The organism is Rossellomorea aquimaris TF-12 (assembly GCF_001648555.1).
Classification (GTDB): Bacteria; Bacillota; Bacilli; order Bacillales; family Bacillaceae_B; genus Rossellomorea; species Rossellomorea aquimaris.
In genome coordinates this window covers 1-18,040 of record NZ_LQXM01000022.1, presented here as the reverse complement: position 1 = coordinate 18,040, position 18,040 = coordinate 1, and the positions used below count along the sequence as shown (strand labels likewise).

The 18,040-nt window shown below is 37.7% G+C and carries 15 protein-coding genes; 1 reads left to right on the top strand and 14 read right to left on the bottom strand.

Annotated features, from left to right (window positions below; all coding sequences use genetic code 11):
• Positions 1-17: 17 nt before the first annotated feature.
• From IQI_RS04275 to rpsU, 3 genes are all read right to left on the bottom strand, one after another.
• A complete protein-coding gene (locus tag IQI_RS04275) occupies positions 18-1,301 on the bottom strand; it encodes an NfeD family protein (protein ID WP_231893382.1) in 1,284 nt (427 codons plus the stop codon).
• A gap of 537 nt (positions 1,302-1,838) precedes the next feature.
• Positions 1,839-2,285 carry a GatB/YqeY domain-containing protein gene (locus IQI_RS04270; RefSeq protein ID WP_064091447.1) on the bottom strand — a complete coding sequence of 149 codons (447 nt, stop codon included), beginning with the start codon at positions 2,283-2,285 and terminating at the stop codon, positions 1,839-1,841.
• Between the two features lie 14 nt (positions 2,286-2,299).
• Entirely contained in the window at positions 2,300-2,473 is a 174-nt protein-coding gene (gene rpsU / locus IQI_RS04265) for a 30S ribosomal protein S21 (protein ID WP_032087602.1), read from the bottom strand.
• A 351-nt stretch (positions 2,474-2,824) separates the two neighbouring features.
• On the opposite strand from rpsU, the gene IQI_RS04260 reads away from it, so the two are divergent.
• Positions 2,825-3,760 (top strand): Na/Pi symporter, encoded by a 936-nt coding sequence (locus IQI_RS04260; protein WP_064091446.1) that lies wholly within the window; start codon positions 2,825-2,827, stop codon positions 3,758-3,760.
• 31 nt (positions 3,761-3,791) lie between these two features.
• Here IQI_RS04260 and deoC read toward each other — a convergent pair whose 3' ends face one another.
• The 11 genes from deoC to lepA form a co-directional block, all read right to left on the bottom strand.
• The gene (deoC, locus tag IQI_RS04255; RefSeq protein ID WP_064091445.1) at positions 3,792-4,463 is read right to left on the bottom strand and encodes a deoxyribose-phosphate aldolase; all 672 of its coding nucleotides are present in this window, start codon (positions 4,461-4,463) and stop codon (positions 3,792-3,794) included.
• Between the two features lie 192 nt (positions 4,464-4,655).
• A complete protein-coding gene (locus tag IQI_RS04250; RefSeq protein ID WP_064091444.1) occupies positions 4,656-6,320 on the bottom strand; it encodes a glycoside hydrolase family 13 protein in 1,665 nt (554 codons plus the stop codon).
• Positions 6,321-6,558: 238 nt separating this feature from the next.
• Positions 6,559-7,902 carry a tRNA (N(6)-L-threonylcarbamoyladenosine(37)-C(2))-methylthiotransferase MtaB gene (gene mtaB / locus IQI_RS04245; protein WP_064091443.1) on the bottom strand — a complete coding sequence of 448 codons (1,344 nt, stop codon included), beginning with the start codon at positions 7,900-7,902 and terminating at the stop codon, positions 6,559-6,561.
• A gap of 5 nt (positions 7,903-7,907) precedes the next feature.
• Entirely contained in the window at positions 7,908-8,660 is a 753-nt protein-coding gene (locus tag IQI_RS04240; RefSeq protein ID WP_064091442.1) for a 16S rRNA (uracil(1498)-N(3))-methyltransferase, read from the bottom strand.
• A gap of 31 nt (positions 8,661-8,691) precedes the next feature.
• Positions 8,692-9,633: a 50S ribosomal protein L11 methyltransferase gene (prmA, locus tag IQI_RS04235; RefSeq protein WP_064091441.1), complete on the bottom strand. Its 942-nt coding sequence runs from the start codon at positions 9,631-9,633 to the stop codon at positions 8,692-8,694.
• A 24-nt stretch (positions 9,634-9,657) separates the two neighbouring features.
• Entirely contained in the window at positions 9,658-10,782 is a 1,125-nt protein-coding gene (gene dnaJ, locus IQI_RS04230; RefSeq protein WP_064091440.1) for a molecular chaperone DnaJ, read from the bottom strand.
• A 270-nt stretch (positions 10,783-11,052) separates the two neighbouring features.
• Positions 11,053-12,882, bottom strand: coding sequence for a molecular chaperone DnaK (gene dnaK, locus IQI_RS04225; protein WP_064091439.1), 1,830 nt, complete (start codon positions 12,880-12,882; stop codon positions 11,053-11,055).
• Positions 12,883-12,919: 37 nt separating this feature from the next.
• Positions 12,920-13,498 (bottom strand): nucleotide exchange factor GrpE, encoded by a 579-nt coding sequence (grpE, locus tag IQI_RS04220; protein ID WP_064091438.1) that lies wholly within the window; start codon positions 13,496-13,498, stop codon positions 12,920-12,922.
• Between the two features lie 122 nt (positions 13,499-13,620).
• Positions 13,621-14,655: a heat-inducible transcriptional repressor HrcA gene (gene hrcA / locus IQI_RS04215; protein ID WP_064091602.1), complete on the bottom strand. Its 1,035-nt coding sequence runs from the start codon at positions 14,653-14,655 to the stop codon at positions 13,621-13,623.
• Between the two features lie 86 nt (positions 14,656-14,741).
• Positions 14,742-15,905, bottom strand: coding sequence for a radical SAM family heme chaperone HemW (gene hemW, locus IQI_RS04210; protein WP_064091601.1), 1,164 nt, complete (start codon positions 15,903-15,905; stop codon positions 14,742-14,744).
• A 66-nt stretch (positions 15,906-15,971) separates the two neighbouring features.
• Complete coding sequence (gene lepA, locus IQI_RS04205) at positions 15,972-17,807, bottom strand: translation elongation factor 4 (protein WP_064091437.1); 1,836 nt, start codon at positions 17,805-17,807, stop codon at positions 15,972-15,974.
• Between the last annotated feature and the right edge of the window lie 233 nt (positions 17,808-18,040).

Genomic DNA, 18,040 nt, shown 5'->3' with positions numbered 1-18,040 from the left:
TTGTTACCTCCTGAATTTTATGAAATATCTCTTACGACGATACGGGAACCTTCTACTTTCACGATTTTCACTTTTTGGTCTGCTTGAATGAATCCACCTTCAGAAACAGCGTCTATTCGTTCATCCTCAACGATAATCGTTCCAGAAGGTCTTAGTGCCGTTTTTGTCACGCCTATCTTCCCAATCAGTTCTAGACGATTAGCGTTTGATACATAACCACTTTCAGTACTGGTAGAATCTTTTAATATTATTTTATTGAAAATTTTCATTCGCTTACCAAACACCTTTACAAATATAATCATAGCAATAACAGCAATAAGTAAAGCGATAAGAAGTGATATCCCCATTTGCACTACATTCCCCCCCGCTAAAAGGATACTAGCCAGAATCCCAATAATTCCTAGAGCTCCTGCTATTCCCCCTGGAAGGAAAAATTCAGCTACGATGAGGAGAACACCAATAATGAAAAGAATAATGGTCTCATATCCAGCTAGGCCAGCAACTAAATGACCATAAAAGAATAATAGAAGAGAAGCTAATCCAATTGAACCAGCAATCCCAAACCCCGGTGAATAAAGTTCAACTATCAAACCTAAGCTTGCTAATGAAAGGAGAATAGGAACTACAATCGGATTGGTAATAAAACGAGCCAATTTCTCAGCAAAGGTTTCATCCACTTCTTTAACAGATGCTTTATCAATGTTAAGACTTTGAAGAAGCTCATCTAGATTCTTAACCGTTCCCTCGGAATAGCCAATTTCCTTCGCTTCTTTAGAACCTAATGTTAATAATTCACCCTTGTCTATCCCTAACTCTTTTATTTCAACAGTTTCATCTGCCATTGCCAGAGCATATTGAGGATCTCTTCCATTTGATTCAGCAGCACTCTTCATTGCAGACAGCCAATAGCTTTGAGCTTTTTTATCTGCAGCATTTCCTGCTTGATCAATAACTGCTGCTGCCCCCATCTGACCATTTGGAACCATATAAATCTCTTCTGCATGTAACGCAATGAAAGCACCTGCTGATAGTGCATGGTTATTCACAAGTGCAATCGTTTTTGTCTCGATCCCGTCGAGAAGCTGACCTATATCACCAGCAGCATCAACCAATCCCCCCGGAGTGTCGATATCAAAAATAATAAGTTCAGCATTGTTGGCTTCTGCATCATTTATAGCTCTTTTTAAAAACGCATGAAGACCTTTCTCTACTTCTTCGTGAATTGGGATAACGTATACTTCTTTTTTTTCTTTCTCAGCGGAACTTATAAGGGGCTGTAGAAAACTAAACCCCAAAAACATCATGATAAAAATAAGTATACTTTTTTTCACCTTAACCCCCTCGTTTCAATAATATTCCTTGATACTCTATGTACGTATGACCTAATGAAATAGTTTCAACTTTTTAATAATAATGGTATGTATAGCGGTCGGGCTCGGTCTTTATTATATGTATTGTGAAGCTAATCATTAAGAGTCATCAAAATAGAGGAAAAAAACTACCTGAAAATTGTTTTACTGGTGGCAGGCTCTGATAAACGGGTAAAGCAGTACCGATATGAGTCTAAAAGAAAGGTGTGACATGTATATTATCAACTTTTCATGATTTATTTTCAACTTTTGACTTTTTATTTTTAACTTTCGAAGTTTTATTTTTAACTTTTCAACTTTTATTTTCAACTTCCATTTCCGTAACCGCTTTTTTATCAACTTTTAAATATAATTCCCACCTTGGGCACTTTATTATCAAATATGAACAATATGAATAATACGATCCAACTAAACAACAATTGAACAATAAAAAACCGAGAAGCCACAAAGGCTTCTCGGTTTTTTATCTTATGATAGATGTTGAAGAACAAGTTTGTTGACGAGAGCTCCATCGGCTTTCCCTTTTAATTTAGGCATGATTGCTCCCATCACTTTACCCATATCAGCTTTAGTAGTAGCACCTACCTCAACCATTGTTTCTTGAACAATGGCTGAGACCTCTTCTTCTGAAAGCTGTTTAGGCATATATATTTCGACGTAAGTCAGTTCTGTTTGAATTTTCTCAACGAGATCTTCACGACCTGCGTTTCTAAATTCTTGGAGGGAGTCTTTCCTTTGCTTCACTTCACGAGAAAGGACAGTCAACTCTTCGTCTTCAGAGAGTTCCTGTTTTCCATGTTTAATCGCTTCATTTTGAAGTGAAGCCTTAAGCATACGGATAACAGAAAGTTTCTCTTTTTCTTTATTTTTCATCGCTTGTTTCATATCATCATTTAAACGAGTGAGAAGACTCATGCTTACACCCTCTCTTAGAACTTACGTTTTCTTGCTGCTTCTGATTTCTTTTTGCGTTTTACGCTTGGCTTTTCATAAAATTCGCGCTTTCTAAACTCTTGTAAAGTTCCTGTTTTAGAAACTGAGCGTTTGAAGCGACGAAGAGCATCTTCAAGCGATTCGTTTTTACGAACAACTGTTTTTGACATCTCTCTTTCCCTCCCTCCGAACACACTACACTTACATGTTCAAGTCAAGAAAATGGATAGGTCCATTTTTCCTAGACGTAAGATCATTTAAGCTCTAACGTCCTTTACTTCACCAATAGGTATGGCTTCGCCCTTGTTGTATTTGTCACAAGGGGACAGAAAGTGTATGTCTTTCTTGGATGAAATTCTTTATTTACATAAAGAAATCCATGTACTTTGCCATTATAATATATGTCTTGAGATAGGTCAACAATTTCTATATAATTGCTTGTTTAAATAGGCATGTCTCTTATCTTTTCCCATACATTATATAAATGAAAGTAGAATTCTCGTCTAAAAGGGAGGAGGAACATGCTATTACATATACTTGCCTTTATATTTTTTATATTATGTTTTTTAACCGGTATGACCTGGTTAAGAACTGGCCTCTTTAATATTGCAAACACGAAAATTAAATCCGTGCTCCACTACTTAACAAACACAGCTACTAAAGGGGTTTTCACTGGTACCATTGTCACTGCTCTTATTCACAGTAGTTCAGCAGTAATGGTGTTAACTGTTGGACTTGCCTCTTCTGGACTTATTCCTTTTAGGCAAACAATTGGCATAATGCTTGGTACTAACATTGGTACTACCTTTACCCTTGAAATGTTCACTTTAAATATGAATTATCTTATTATCCCTTCTATGGTTTTGGGAGTTATTATGTATGCTCTTCCTTCTCCAACATTGAAAAGTACTGCTTTTATATGTATCGGCTTTGGACTGATTTTCACTTCTATACAGGCTATTCAATGGTTAGCAACACCATTAACAAAACATGAGTCATTACGATCCTATATTCTTGAAGTAAATGAACACCTGTTTCTTGCTTTATTCATTGGATGTATCTTAACTGCCACTATTCAATCAAGCACGGTAGTGACAGGCGTAACGATGGGATTTCTTGCTGCTAACTCCATTGATTTGGATGCAGGAATTGCTATTATGCTTGGAGCGAATATCGGAACTTGTATTACTGCATTTATAGCCAGCATCGGCGGCGGGAACGAGGCCAAATTGACAGCCTATGCACATATTTGGCTAAATGTATTAGGAGTTTTATTCTTTCTCCCTCTCATTCCCATTTTAAGATCCGTTGTTCAATCTTTAGCCCATTCTCCAGATTTACAGCTCGCTCATGCCAGTGTAATTTTTAATATCCTATGCTCCCTTCTAGTTCTGCCATTTGCTCATTCATTCGCCCGTTTCATTGAAAATCTTCACCTACCAAAAAAAGCTGAATGAGGCATAGCCTCATTCAGCTTTTCTATAGTTATTAATAATCAGAATCACTTGTTAAACCTTGTACAATTTTCACTCCAGAGCTCGCTCCAAGACGAGTAGCTCCTGCATCGATCATTGCTTTAGCATCTTCAGCAGAACGGACTCCACCAGAAGCTTTCACACCTAGATCTGGTCCTACAGTTTTTCTCATAAGAGCGATATCTTCAACAGTCGCTCCTCCAGTAGAGAATCCTGTTGATGTTTTTACATAATCAGCTCCAGCTTCTACAGCTAATTTGCATGCTTTCACTTTCTCTTCGTCTGATAATAGACAAGTTTCAATGATTACTTTTGAAAGTGCCTTACCTTTTGAAGCAGCAACTACAGCTTCGATATCACGTTTCACAAGTTCATCATCACCGCTTTTTAATGCGCCGATATTAATAACCATATCAACTTCCGTTGCACCCTTTTCAATAGCATCCTTTGTTTCAAATGCTTTCGTTTCAGGAGTAGAAGCTCCTAATGGGAAACCAATTACTGTACAAACTTTTACTTCTGTACCTTTTAATAATTCACTTGAATATTGAACCCACGTTGGATTTACACACACAGAAGCGAATTTAAATTCTTTTGCTTCCTGACAAAGTACTTCTACTTGGTCCTTCGTTGATTCAGGTTTAAGTAAAGTATGATCAATCATACTTGCAATATTTTTTAACATAATCGTTATCTCTCCTTTAACAGATGTACGTACCTCTCTTATCATATCAAAAAGGGACAAGAAATACGAGTATTTATTATAGTATCTCCTAAAGATTCCATAAATAAAGTAAACCCTTTCAATATAATTTTCATGTTTTTCCAAAAAAACACAAAACAACCCAGAAAAGAATTCCAGGTTGTTTATTTTTTGTTATTTTAATCGATATACTCTCGCTTCGTAAGGTAGAAGAGACACCTTACTCATTTTTTGATGATCTTGAACATTATAGTTATTTAGGAGAAGATTGGAAAAATAAACCTCTATATTCCCTAAGTCACAAACTGCTGCTTTGGTGGATAGGTTGGTGATGACAACCATGGCCTCATTCTCCGTTGTTCGTGTATAAGCATAAATTTGTGGATCTTTCTCAAGAAGAAGATCATAGGTTCCATAAGTGAAAATATCTTCCGTTTTCTTTAATGATATCATTTTTTTGTAGAAAGCAAGGATTGAAGTATCATCCTTTTCTTGAGCTCTTACATTAATGGTTTTATAGTTTGGATTCACTTTCATCCATGGTATTCCAGTTGTAAATCCACTGTTTTCTTCATCTGACCACTGCATTGGTGTCCGGCTGTTATCCCGGGAAGAAGCCCAAATAATTTCCATGATTTCCTGATGCTCTACACCTTCTTCGCGCTTTAGACGATATAAATTTTTCACAGCTACATCATCATAGTCTGTGATAGAAGGGAATTGAACATTTGTCATACCAATTTCTTGTCCTTGGTAAATAAACGGTGTTCCTTGCATTAAGAAATACATCGTTGCCATAGCGGTGGCACTTTCTCTCCATAATTCTTTATCATTCCCCCATGTAGATACAACTCTTGGTTTATCATGGTTCTCGATAAATAGAGCATTCCAACCATTGCCTTCAAGTCCTTTTTGCCAACGAGTCAATACTTTCTTTAACTCAACGATATCTAGTTCTGGATTCGTTTCAGCATCCCATAACCCTAAATGCTCAAATTGAAAAATCATATCCATTTTCCCATTTTCTTTTCCAACCCATAGCTCAGCTTCATCAGCTTTCACACCGTTTGCTTCCCCGACTGTCATCACATCATAGTTTGAATACGTACGGTCTTTGAACTCTTGTAAGAATGTATGGATTCCTTTTTGATTCATGTGCATGTCAAAAGAAGACACATATTTCTTCTTCTTAGGATTTGGCATGTCAGGTAGACCTGGTCGTTTTTTAATATGGCTAATAGCATCAATTCTGAAACCGTCAATTCCTTTATCTAGCCACCAATTTACAGTATCATACAGGGCATCTCGTACCTCTTCATTTTCCCAATTCAAATCCGGTTGTTTGGTTGAAAATACGTGAAGAAAATATTGATCCGTTTCCTCGTCATATTGCCAAGCAGACCCACCGAAGATACTTTCCCAATTATTAGGTTCTTTCCCTTTAATACCATCTCTCCAAATGTACCAGTCACGTTTAGGATTTCTCTTAGAACTGCTTGATTCAATAAACCAAGGGTGTTCGTCACTAGTGTGATTTAGAACAAGATCAATGATCAGCTTCATGTCTCTATTATGAACTTCTTGAAGCAATTGATCGAAATCTTCCATTGTACCGAAATCTTCCATGATATCTTGATAATCCGAAATATCATATCCATTATCATCATTAGGTGACTTATACATTGGACAAATCCAAATGACATCTATTCCTAGTTCTTTAATATAATCTAATCGTTGAATAACCCCTTGTAAATCTCCAATTCCATCTCCATTTGAATCCTGAAAACTTCTCGGATAAATTTGATAGCCTACTGCTTCTTTACGCCACGCCTTCTTCATCGTAACACCTCATCAAAGTATAGTAAGATACAAACGCTTACATTTCAATGCAATCGTTTGCATTAATTAGATAAAAAAAAGCATAATTCAAATACGTTAACAATAATAGTTTACAACCTTCTTGTGTACATATCAATAGATAATTTGGAAGAAAGCAGAAAAAGAAATCGATTACAAATAGTATACTAGTAAAATAAAATGAGTCACCTCTTTGTATAAAGAGGTGACTCACTATGAGTTAGATAGCGGCTTTTTCTTCTGATTCTAAATCATCTTCAAGGACACGAACAAATTGTCCTTCATTTATTGGATAACCGGCTTTAGTAATTTTCACTCTAACTAATTGACCGACCATTTCTTCCGTTGCAGGAAACACTACTTTTAAATAGTTGTCAGTATACCCGACATAAAGATCATCTCCGTAAGGTTCTTCTGGAATAACCTCTAATACTTCATTTTCAAAATGAGAAGCATATTCTTTTGCCAGTTGATTTGAAAGTCCAATTAAACGATGCACTCGTTCATTCTTAACCTCTTCATCAACCTGGTCATCCATACGCGCTGCCGGAGTACCGGTGCGCTTTGAGTATGGGAATACGTGAAGCTCAGAAAATTTGTGCTCGTTTATGAAGTTATAGGTTTCCATAAACTCTTCTTCTGTTTCACCTGGAAAACCAACGATAACATCAGAAGTAACAGCAAGACCGGGTAAAGCCTTCTTGAGCTTGTCTAGTCGTTCAGCAAAGAACTCCATCGTGTATTTTCTACGCATTCTTTTAAGAACCGTATTAGATCCTGATTGCAAAGGTACATGAAGATGTCTAACAACAATGTTCGATTGGTCTATTACTTCAATGACTTCATCTGTTAATTGACTGGCTTCAATGGATGATATTCGAATTCGCTTAAGACCCTTCACCTTCTGTTCAAGATCTTTAAGAAGCATGGCAAGGTTATAATCCTTCATGTCTTCTCCGTATCCACCTGTATGGATACCCGTAAGGACAATTTCTTTATATCCAGCATCAACAAGCTGTTGGGCCTGGTGAATGACTTCTTCAGGATCACGAGATCTCATCAGACCACGCGCCCAAGGGATGATACAAAATGTACAGAAATTATTACACCCTTCTTGAATCTTTAAAGATGCACGTGTTCGATCCGTAAAGGCCGGAACATCTAATTCTTCGTATACACGATTTTTCATAATATTTGTTACGCCATTAATAGGCTGTCGTTCTTTTTTATATTCTTCTATATAGGTAAGCATTTTTCTTCGGTCTTGTGTACCAACTACTACGTCTACTCCAGGAATCGCCATGATTTCAGCAGGAGATGTTTGAGCATAACAACCTGTAACACAAATGACTCCGTCCGGATTCTTTCTAATTGCCCGACGGATTACTTGTCTACTTTTTTTATCTCCAGTATTAGTTACTGTACAAGTATTGATGACATAAACATCTGCAATCGAATCGTATTCAACACGTTCATATCCTTCTTCTTTAAACAATTGCCAAATGGCTTCGGTTTCGTAGTGGTTCACTTTACACCCTAAAGTGTGAAACGCTACTGATGGCATTACAATCACCTCATTAATTCTAATTGATAGCTAATGGCAGAAAGGACGTACAAAGGAGCCGTCTCTGTACGCAGTATTCTAGGGCCTAATCCACATGTCAAAAAGCCTTCTTCCTTACAAAGCTGTATTTCCTTATCAGATAATCCACCTTCTGGTCCAAACACAACAAGAACACTTTGTCCTTCTTTAATGCTCGTTAGTGTTGTAGAAAGATTGCCTTTTTCTCCTGCTCTAGCTTCTTCTTCATATGCAACGAGTTTATAATCAAACTCTTGACCTAGCTTTAGTAATTCTTTCAGAGAAACAGGTGAAAGCACTTGGGGAATCAAAAGTCTATGAGACTGTTCAGCAGCCTCTTTCACAATCTTTTCCCAACGTTCAACCTTTTTTTTAGCTTTTTTCGCATCCCATTTTACAATTGAGCGATCCGCATTAAAAGGGATAAATTGAGCTGCCCCGAGCTCCGTTCCCTTTTGAAAAATCAACTCTAATTTATCCCCTTTCGGCAGGCCGCTCGCAATGGTTACTTTAATTGGTAATTCTACTGTTGTTGTTTCCCATTGTACTATTGATACTTCAACGGAGTCACTGGAAATCGTTTCAATACGTGAAATGGCTGATGCTTGATCATTAAATACGACGAAAATGTGATCATCTTCCTTCATTCTCATTACACGAACAATGTGATGATAGTCTTCACCAGTAAGATAGATAGGAAGTTCCTCATTGTAAGCTTCATCTATAAAATATCTTTGCATTCAGTCTCACTCCACGTCTTCTATTAGGGTCCTATAAAGGTTTTTTAGCGATAATGGCAACCCAGTCTTCCATTACCATAACCTCTTCAATGATAAAGCCAGCATTCTCCAGGGAATCTCGTACCTCTTGTTTTTTAGGCTGAATGATTCCAGATGTAATAAAATAGCCCCCTGGTTTCACAAGGTTATAGGCATCTTCAGTAAAACGTAAAATAATTTCAGCTAAAATATTTGCCACAATAACATCTGCCGGTTCACTAATGCCATTAAGCAGATTATTTTCTTCAACAGTTACTACTTGCTGCACTTTATTCAGCTTTACATTTAACCTAGCTGATCGGACGGCAACTTCATCCAAATCATATGCATCCACTTTACTCGCCTTTAACAAAGCAGAGGCAATCGAGAGAACCCCTGAACCCGTTCCTACATCAATTACCGTGTTCTGCTCCCGTACGATACGCTCTAAGGCCTGGATACACATAACCGTTGTAGGATGAGTACCTGTACCAAACGCCATACCAGGATCAAGCTCAATGATCAATTCATCACTATGAACCGGGGTATAGTCTTCCCAAGTAGGAACAATGGTGAATTTATCAGAAATTTTTACAGGATGGTAGTATTTCTTCCAAGCTGTTGCCCATTCCTCTTCATTCACTTCTGAGATCTCTACTTTATTTTCTCCTATATCAATATCATAGGTAACAAGGTTTGTTATTCCTTGCTTGATCTCTTCCACTGTTTCACCTAAAAAACTATTAACAGGTAAGTAAGCTTTTACTAATACACCTTCAATTGGATAATCATCAGGATTGAGTTGGTAGATTTCTCCAAACATATCTTCTCTTTCTTTAATTAAATCAAAAGGGTCTTCAATAACCACTCCGCTAGCTCCTGATTCATGAAGAATGTTTGAAATCGGTTCAATCGCTTCATTCGTAGTTAGAATACTGATTTCTGACCATTTCATTTATCCTACCAACTCCATTCTGAGTTATTCGCCTTTAAAGGCTTTTTTTACTTTATCAAAAAAGCTTTCATGTTGTTCATCTGGAATTTGCCCACTAATATCAGCAAATTCTCGTAGTAGCTGCTTTTGCTTTTCAGTTAGTTTTGAAGGAGTTACTACCTTCATTTGTACATGCTGATCTCCTGTACCATATCCACGTACATTTGGAACACCTTTACCTTTAAGTCTAAATTTCGTACCTGTTTGTGTGCCAGCTGGAACTTTCAGCTTGACTTTACCATGTAGAGTAGGTACTTCGATTTCATCACCTAAAGCAGCTTGTGCAAATGTAACTGGCATTTCACAGTAAATATCATCCCCATTACGCTCGAAAAACTCATGAGAGCGAACATGGAACACAACATACAAGTCACCTGAAGGACCACCATTAATACCCGGTTCTCCTTGACCTGTCACACGAAGTTGCTGACCATCATCAATTCCAGCTGGAATCTTTATATTAATTTTGCGGCGTTTTTGCACTTTACCTGCTCCACCACATGTCGTACATTTCTCTTTAATCTGTTTTCCTGTACCATTACAATAATGACACACTCGTCTGTTTACAATGCGTCCAAAAGGAGTGTTTTGCTCAACGTTTAATTGACCTGCTCCTTTACAATGTGAACATGTATCAACCTTTGTTCCTGGTTTTGCTCCAGATCCATGACATGTATCACATTCTTCTTCTTTAGGAATTTCGATTTCTGTATCTTTACCAAAAACCGCTTCCTCAAAAGTCAAGGACATTGTGTACTGGAGGTCCGCTCCTTGTCTAGGTGCGTTAGGGTCTCTTCTTCGACCGCCTCCGCCACCAAAGAACGTATTAAAGATATCTTCGAAGCCACCGAAACCGCCGCCGAAGTCTCCTCCGCCACCAAATCCCTGGTTAGGATCTGTATGTCCAAAGCGATCATATTGAGCGCGTTTCTGATCATCACTTAACACTTCATACGCTTCTGATATTTCTTTGAATTTTTCATTAGCATCCGCTTCTTTATTAATATCCGGATGATATTTTTTAGAGAGCTTGCGGTATGCTTTTTTCATTTCGTCTTTTGAGGCGTCTTTCCCGACACCAAGAACCTCATAATAGTCCCGTTTACTCATTAAAACACCACTCCCGAATCCTTTGCATAAAGGTTATTTTAACATTGTATATGATGGAATATCAATAAAAACCGAGATTTGGATTTTCCCTCTGATATTCCTATCCATTTCAATAGGTCCATTCATAGAAAAAGTCAAAGCCAAGAACCGCCCTGACTTTGACTTTTTACTTTGCTCTGTAACGTGAAGTATAAATCAGTGAGGAGAATCTTTATAGATTCCCTCACACTAAAATCAATTGCAACATTATCAGAGCCTGTTCCTTACCTATTATTTCTTGTCATCATTTACTTCTTCATATTCTGCATCTACAACATCGTCTTCATTTCCAGCTTGACCTTCTTCACCTTGAGCCGCCTGAGCTTCAGCTTGAGCTTGCTCATAAAGCTTCATTGTTAAGCTTTGAACGATTTCTTGAAGTGCATCTTTCTTTTCACGGATTAGATCTAAATCATCTTTCTCGATTGCTTCTTTCAGTTCAGCTTTAGCATCTTCCGCTTTCTTCACTTCATCTTCTTCTACTTTGCCTTCAAGGTCTTTTAACGTTTTTTCCGTTTGGAAAACAAGTTGGTCTGCTTCGTTACGAAGTTCAACTTCCTCTTTACGTTGTTTGTCTGCTTCAGCATTTTCTTCTGCCTCTTTAACCATACGTTCTACTTCATCGTCAGAAAGGCCAGTAGAAGATTTGATTGTAATGTTTTGCTCTTTTCCTGTTCCAAGGTCTTTCGCACTAACATTTACAATTCCGTTTTTGTCGATGTCGAATTTAACTTCAATTTGAGGTACTCCACGTGGTGCTGGTGGAATATCTGATAATTGGAAGCGTCCAAGGGTTTTGTTATCCGCTGCCATTGGGCGTTCACCTTGTAATACATGGATATCAACAGCTGTTTGATTGTCAGCAGCAGTTGAGAAAGTTTGGGATTTAGATGTTGGAATCGTTGTGTTACGTTCAATCAGCTTCGTAGCTACTCCACCCATAGTTTCAATTCCAAGTGAAAGTGGTGTTACGTCAAGTAATACTACATCTTTTACGTCACCAGTCAGAACTCCACCTTGAATCGCTGCACCCATTGCTACAACCTCGTCAGGGTTTACACCTTTAGAAGGCTCTTTTCCAGTTTCTTTTCTGATTGCTTCCTGTACAGCCGGGATACGAGTTGATCCACCGACAAGAATGATTTTATCAATTTCACTTGCAGATAGACCAGCATCTTTCATCGCTTGACGAGTTGGTCCCATTGTACGCTCTACAAGGTCTGAAGAAATTTCTTCGAATTTCGCTCTAGTAAGGTTCACTTCTAAGTGAAGAGGACCTGCTTCTCCAGCTGTGATGAAAGGAAGAGAAATTTGAGTTGACGTAACACCTGAAAGATCTTTCTTCGCTTTCTCTGCTGCGTCTTTAAGACGTTGTAGAGCCATTTTATCTTTAGAAAGGTCAATACCGTTATCTTTTTTGAATTCAGCTACTAGGTAATCGATGATTACTTGGTCAAAGTCATCTCCGCCAAGACGATTGTCACCGGCAGTAGAACGTACTTCGAATACACCGTCACCAAGTTCAAGGATGGATACGTCGAACGTACCGCCACCTAGGTCATAAACAAGAATCGTTTGATCTTCGTCCATTTTATCTAAACCATATGCCAGTGCAGCAGCAGTTGGCTCGTTGATAATACGTTCAACTTCAAGACCAGCGATTTTACCAGCATCTTTTGTTGCTTGACGCTCAGCATCATTGAAGTAAGCAGGTACTGTGATAACCGCTTTTTCAACTTTTTCCCCAAGATAGTCTTCTGCATATGATTTTAAGTGTTGAAGAATCATAGCTGAAATTTCTTGTGGAGTATATTCTTTTCCTTCAGCTTCTACTTTGTGATCTGTCCCCATGTGACGCTTCACTGAGATGATTGTATTTGGGTTTGTAATAGCTTGACGCTTCGCTACTTCCCCAACCTGTTTTTCTCCATTTTTAAACGCAACAACTGAAGGCGTTGTGCGGTTTCCTTCTGCGTTTGCAATGACCTTTGGCTCTCCACCTTCAAGTACTGATACACATGAATTTGTTGTACCTAAGTCAATACCGATAATTTTACTCATAGTAAGAAACCTCCCTATTAATCTTATGTAATGTTATTTATTGATTTACCTTTACCATTGATGGACGAATAACTCTGTCCTTGAGTTTGAATCCTTTTTGAAATTCTTCAACTACGACGTTGCTTTCAAAATTTTCATCTTCCGTTTGCATCACTGCCTGATGCAAATGAGGGTCAAATTGTTGACCTACGGCTTCAATTGCTTCGACGCCCTCTTTTTTTAGGGCTTCAGTGATACTGCGGTGAACCATTTCCATTCCTTGAAGCAACGTTTTCGTTTGATCGTTCTCAGCTTCTATATTTAAAGCACGCTCGAAATTATCAAGTGCTGGCAAAAGTTCAGTAATAAGACCTTGAGCACGATATTTTTCCTTCGCTTCGTTCTCAACATTCACACGACGGCGATAGTTATCGAAATCGGCTCTTAATCGAAGATAACGATTTTCAGATTCATTCAGCTTTTCTTGAAGTTGTGAAAGCTCATCTGATTCATGTTCTTCTGTCGCTTCCTCTACTTGAGGTTCTTCAGCAAATACTTCTTCAACAACCTCTTGCTCGTTGTTATCTTTCTTTGCTTCTTCTGTCTCTTGTTGTGCTTGCTTTGTTTCTTCAGACATAACATTCACCTCCTTATAAAAATCATCCATACTAAACATTACATGACAGTCGAACTCTGACACCAGAAATCAGCTCATAGATGAGATTTCCAGGTCTATTTTACCTTTATACAATATGTCCACTAATCTTCACTTTGATACAGTTTCGTAAGAACCTTCGACATATCGTTTGAGAAGAAATTAAGTAAGCTTACGACACGGGAATACTCCATCCGAGTAGGTCCGATAATCGCAATAGAACCTAATTGCTCTTTACCAATAGAATAAGTAGCGGTTATGAGACTGCAATTCTCCATTGCAAGATGATTATTTTCTTTCCCAATTTTAATATTCACTCCTGATGAGGATGGACGAATCAAATGATAAAGACTCTCTTCTTGATCAATCATTTCCAGTAACATGCGTACTTTATGAACATCATGAAACTCAGGCTGATTCAGCATATTAGTCTTGCCCCCAAAGAACAGCTTATCTGTACCCGATGGATTAAGAGAATCTGTGATCGAGTGTAGGATAAAATCATAATTCTGGATGTGCTCTTTAAGTACCAGAGCGACTTCCTTGAAGATCTTATCATTTAGTTCACTAATTGGAACTCCTGACAAACGATCGTTTAAAATATGCACTAATTTCTCAAGCTCAAGAGCATCCATCGTCGGAGGAATTTGAAATAATTTATTCTCAACATGTCCGTTATCCGTAACGATAATGGCAATGGCTGTGTCTTTATTTAGAGGAATGAGTTGAATCTTCTTCAATCTATTTTCCTTCAAATCAGGCCCTAATAGAATTGTTGTGTAATTTGTCAATTCAGAAAGAATTTTCGCTGATTTTTGAACCACTTTCTCTAATTCGTAAATCCTGTCATTAAAAATAGAACGTAATGCATGAACCTCGTTCTTGTTTAATTGTTGAGGAGAAAGTAAGTGATCCACATAATAACGATAACCTTTTTCAGAAGGAACACGTCCTGAAGATGTATGTGTTTTTTCGATAAAACCTAAATCCTCTAAATCCGCCATTTCATTACGAATGGTAGCTGAACTGAAAGAAATCTCGTCCTTTTTAGACAAGCTCCTGGATCCAACTGGTTGAGCGGAAAGAATAAAATCATCAATAATCACTTGAAGAATTAGAAGTTGTCGATCTGTTAACAACATTCATCACCCCTGTTAGCACTCTCTCAAGATGAGTGCTAAATCTAATTAATAAATTATCAAATCAGAAAAGGGATGTCAATATATTAGATTACACCCAAAAAAGATTGAAATACTTCATTACCTAAAAAGCGACCTTGTTTGGTTAAGCAAATGCTATTTTCCGATACAGTGATTAAGTTTCTATCCTTCATTTTTTCTATAGACGATTGGAATACAGATTCAATTGAGCATCCAAATTTTCTTTCAAACACAGCTTTATTAACTCCATCTACCTTTCGCAAACCTAAGAACATTTCCTCTTCCATCATTTCCCCTTTGGTCACATGATGTTCCTGAATCGTAGGTGCCTTTCCCTGTTGAATAGGTTCCATATATTTTTTCAAGGGTCCATAGTTTGAATAGCGTACTCCGTTTATATATCCGTGAGCCCCTGCTCCTAAACCATAATATTCATCATTATCCCAATAAACGAGGTTATGCTTACTTTCATATCCTTTTTTGGCAAAATTACTAATTTCATATTGATTCAGCCCATACTCCTCCATTGTATCAATCAAGATTTCATACATGTTTGCTTCTTGCTCCTGAGAAGGAAGTGGAAGATTCCCTTTTCTCATCAAGTTATAGAAGACCGTTTTAGGTTCTACAATAAGAGAATAAGCTGAATAATGGGGAAGATTAAGGTCAAGGGCTTTTCTTAAGGTATCTTGAAAATCTTCCTCTGTTTGTTTCGGTAAGCTATATATTAAATCGATACTAATGTTTGTGAATCCTACCTTTTGAGCCGCTTCTATTGATGAATAAACATCTTCACTTTTATGAGTTCTTCCAATTCCCTTAAGAAGGTCATTATTGAAAGACTGTACCCCAAAACTTAATCGATTCACCCCGTGATCTTTCAATACACGAAGCTTGTCTTCAGAAAGGTCTCCTGGGTTAGCTTCAAATGTAAACTCTCCCGTTTCAAAAGGAAGGTGAGTGTTGATTTCCGTACAGAGTTTATCAAGCTGATTAGCGTTTAAAGCAGTAGGTGTTCCTCCTCCAACAAAAATAGTTTCTAATTGTTCAGAGGCTTGATTTCTTACTCTCATTTTCATTTCTTCACCCAGGCGAGTTATATACTCATCAACTGGCTGACCTTCTAAAAAGAACTTATTGAAATCACAATAGTGACAGATATGTTCACAGAATGGTATATGAATATACGCTGATTTTACCAATTGTATCCATCCTTTAGTGTCAATCATAGAGAAAAGGGGGTAAAGTAGCGCTTGTTGATACAAGCCTCTTCCCCCCCTTTATCCAGATCAAAATTATTTTTTTGAATCAGTGTCGTCCATTTTTAAAACAGCCATGAACGCTTCTTGTGGAACCTCTACGGAACCAACAGATTTCATACGCTTTTTACCTTCTTTTTGTTTTTCAAGAAGTTTACGCTTACGGGAAATGTCTCCACCATAACACTTTGCAAGTACATTTTTACGCATCGCTTTAATTGTTGAACGGGCAACAATTTTTTGGCCAATAGCCGCTTGAATAGGCACTTCAAAATGTTGTCTTGGAATCAGATCCTTTAACTTCTCAACAATAATCTTCCCGCGTTCGTAGGCAAAATCACGGTGAACGATGAAACTTAATGCATCTACATTTTCTGCATTTAACAAGATATCCATCTTCACAAGTTTAGATTCCTTGTATCCAATCAGTTCATAATCAAAGGATGCATATCCTTTTGTTCCCGACTTTAACTGATCAAAGAAATCATACACAATTTCTGCTAAAGGAAGTTCATATACAATATTCACTCGAGTGTCGTCCATATATTGCATATCGATGAAATTACCACGTTTCCCTTGGCAAAGCTCCATAACAGCTCCTACATAATCGTTCGGAACCATTATTGTTGCTTTAACGTAAGGCTCTTCTACATAATCAACTTTTTGAGGATCAGGCATCATTGACGGGTTGTCAACCTTCACTTCTTCTCCATCTGTAAGTTGAACATGATAGATAACACTTGGAGCCGTCGTAATAAGATCAATCTTAAATTCACGTTCAATACGCTCCTGGATAATTTCCATGTGAAGAAGTCCTAAGAAACCACAACGGAAACCAAATCCTAAAGCTTGAGATGTCTCTGGCTCATATTGTAAGGCAGAATCATTTAACTCTAATTTTTCTAACGCTTCTCGTAAATCGTTATAGCGATTAGAATCAATTGGGTAAAGACCACAATACACCATCGGATTTAATCGACGATAACCAGGCAGTGCTTTTTCAGCTGGATTTTTCGCTAGGGTGATGGTATCACCAACACGAGTGTCTCCTACATTTTTGATAGCTGCTGTTAAATAGCCTACATCTCCTACTGTCAGTTCTTTCATTCCAGTAGGTTTTGGGGTAAAGACACCAATTTCGGTTACTTCAAATTCTTTGCCGGTTGCCATCATTCGGACCTTATCTCCGACTTTCACAGAACCTTCCATCACGCGAATATAAGCTACTACACCTCTATATGCATCATATAATGAGTCAAAGATTAGAGCTTTTAATGGAGCATCAGGGTCTCCAACAGGTGCTGGAACCTTTTCAACAATCTGTTCTAAAATGTCTTCAATTCCAATTCCTGCTTTAGCAGAAGCTAATACTGCATCTGATGCATCAAGACCAATAACATCCTCTACTTCCTGACGAACTCGTTCTGGGTCAGCGGCTGGAAGGTCAATTTTGTTAATGACAGGAAGGATTTCCAAATCATTATCAAGTGCTAAGTAAACATTCGCCAATGTTTGAGCTTCAATACCTTGAGCAGCATCTACTACAAGCACTGCACCTTCACATGCAGCCAAACTACGAGATACTTCGTATGTAAAATCGACGTGTCCCGGTGTATCAATTAAATGAAAAATATACTCTTCTCCATCTTTCGCTTGATACTTTAATTGCACTGAATTCAGTTTAATTGTAATTCCACGTTCTCTTTCTAAATCCATAGAATCTAGCAATTGCTCTTTCATTTCTCGTGCCGTAAGTGCTTTTGTCTTTTCTAAGATACGGTCAGCTAGGGTTGATTTCCCATGATCTATATGAGCAATAATAGAAAAATTTCTAATTTTCTGTTGTCTTTTTAATTTGTCTTCACGATTCATTCAATGTTCAACTCCTGTTATTTCCACACATGTACACTATTTTGAATTATAGCAGTAGACAATATAATATTCAATGTAAACTAGAAAAGGGCAGCTTTGTAAGCAAAACAGCTGGAAATAAAACAGGCATCCGCCTGTTGTCGATTTGCGTCGAGAAATCGGTAGCTCGTAAATAAAATGAATATTTCGCTAGATAAAGTGTATTTTTCGCAAATATATTTGAAATTTCACTC

Coding starts and splice junctions, on each gene's coding strand:
- IQI_RS04275 (WP_231893382.1), bottom strand. CDS start 1,301: ATGTTTTTGGGGTTTAGTTTTCTACAGCCCCTTATAAGTTCCGCTGAG.
- IQI_RS04270 (WP_064091447.1), bottom strand. CDS start 2,285: ATGAGTCTTCTCACTCGTTTAAATGATGATATGAAACAAGCGATGAAA.
- rpsU (WP_032087602.1), bottom strand. CDS start 2,473: ATGTCAAAAACAGTTGTTCGTAAAAACGAATCGCTTGAAGATGCTCTT.
- IQI_RS04260 (WP_064091446.1), top strand. CDS start 2,825: ATGCTATTACATATACTTGCCTTTATATTTTTTATATTATGTTTTTTA.
- deoC (WP_064091445.1), bottom strand. CDS start 4,463: ATGTTAAAAAATATTGCAAGTATGATTGATCATACTTTACTTAAACCT.
- IQI_RS04250 (WP_064091444.1), bottom strand. CDS start 6,320: ATGAAGAAGGCGTGGCGTAAAGAAGCAGTAGGCTATCAAATTTATCCG.
- mtaB (WP_064091443.1), bottom strand. CDS start 7,902: ATGCCATCAGTAGCGTTTCACACTTTAGGGTGTAAAGTGAACCACTAC.
- IQI_RS04240 (WP_064091442.1), bottom strand. CDS start 8,660: ATGCAAAGATATTTTATAGATGAAGCTTACAATGAGGAACTTCCTATC.
- prmA (WP_064091441.1), bottom strand. CDS start 9,633: ATGAAATGGTCAGAAATCAGTATTCTAACTACGAATGAAGCGATTGAA.
- dnaJ (WP_064091440.1), bottom strand. CDS start 10,782: ATGAGTAAACGGGACTATTATGAGGTTCTTGGTGTCGGGAAAGACGCC.
- dnaK (WP_064091439.1), bottom strand. CDS start 12,882: ATGAGTAAAATTATCGGTATTGACTTAGGTACAACAAATTCATGTGTA.
- grpE (WP_064091438.1), bottom strand. CDS start 13,498: ATGTCTGAAGAAACAAAGCAAGCACAACAAGAGACAGAAGAAGCAAAG.
- hemW (WP_064091601.1), bottom strand. CDS start 15,905: ATGATTGACACTAAAGGATGGATACAATTGGTAAAATCAGCGTATATT.
- lepA (WP_064091437.1), bottom strand. CDS start 17,807: ATGAATCGTGAAGACAAATTAAAAAGACAACAGAAAATTAGAAATTTT.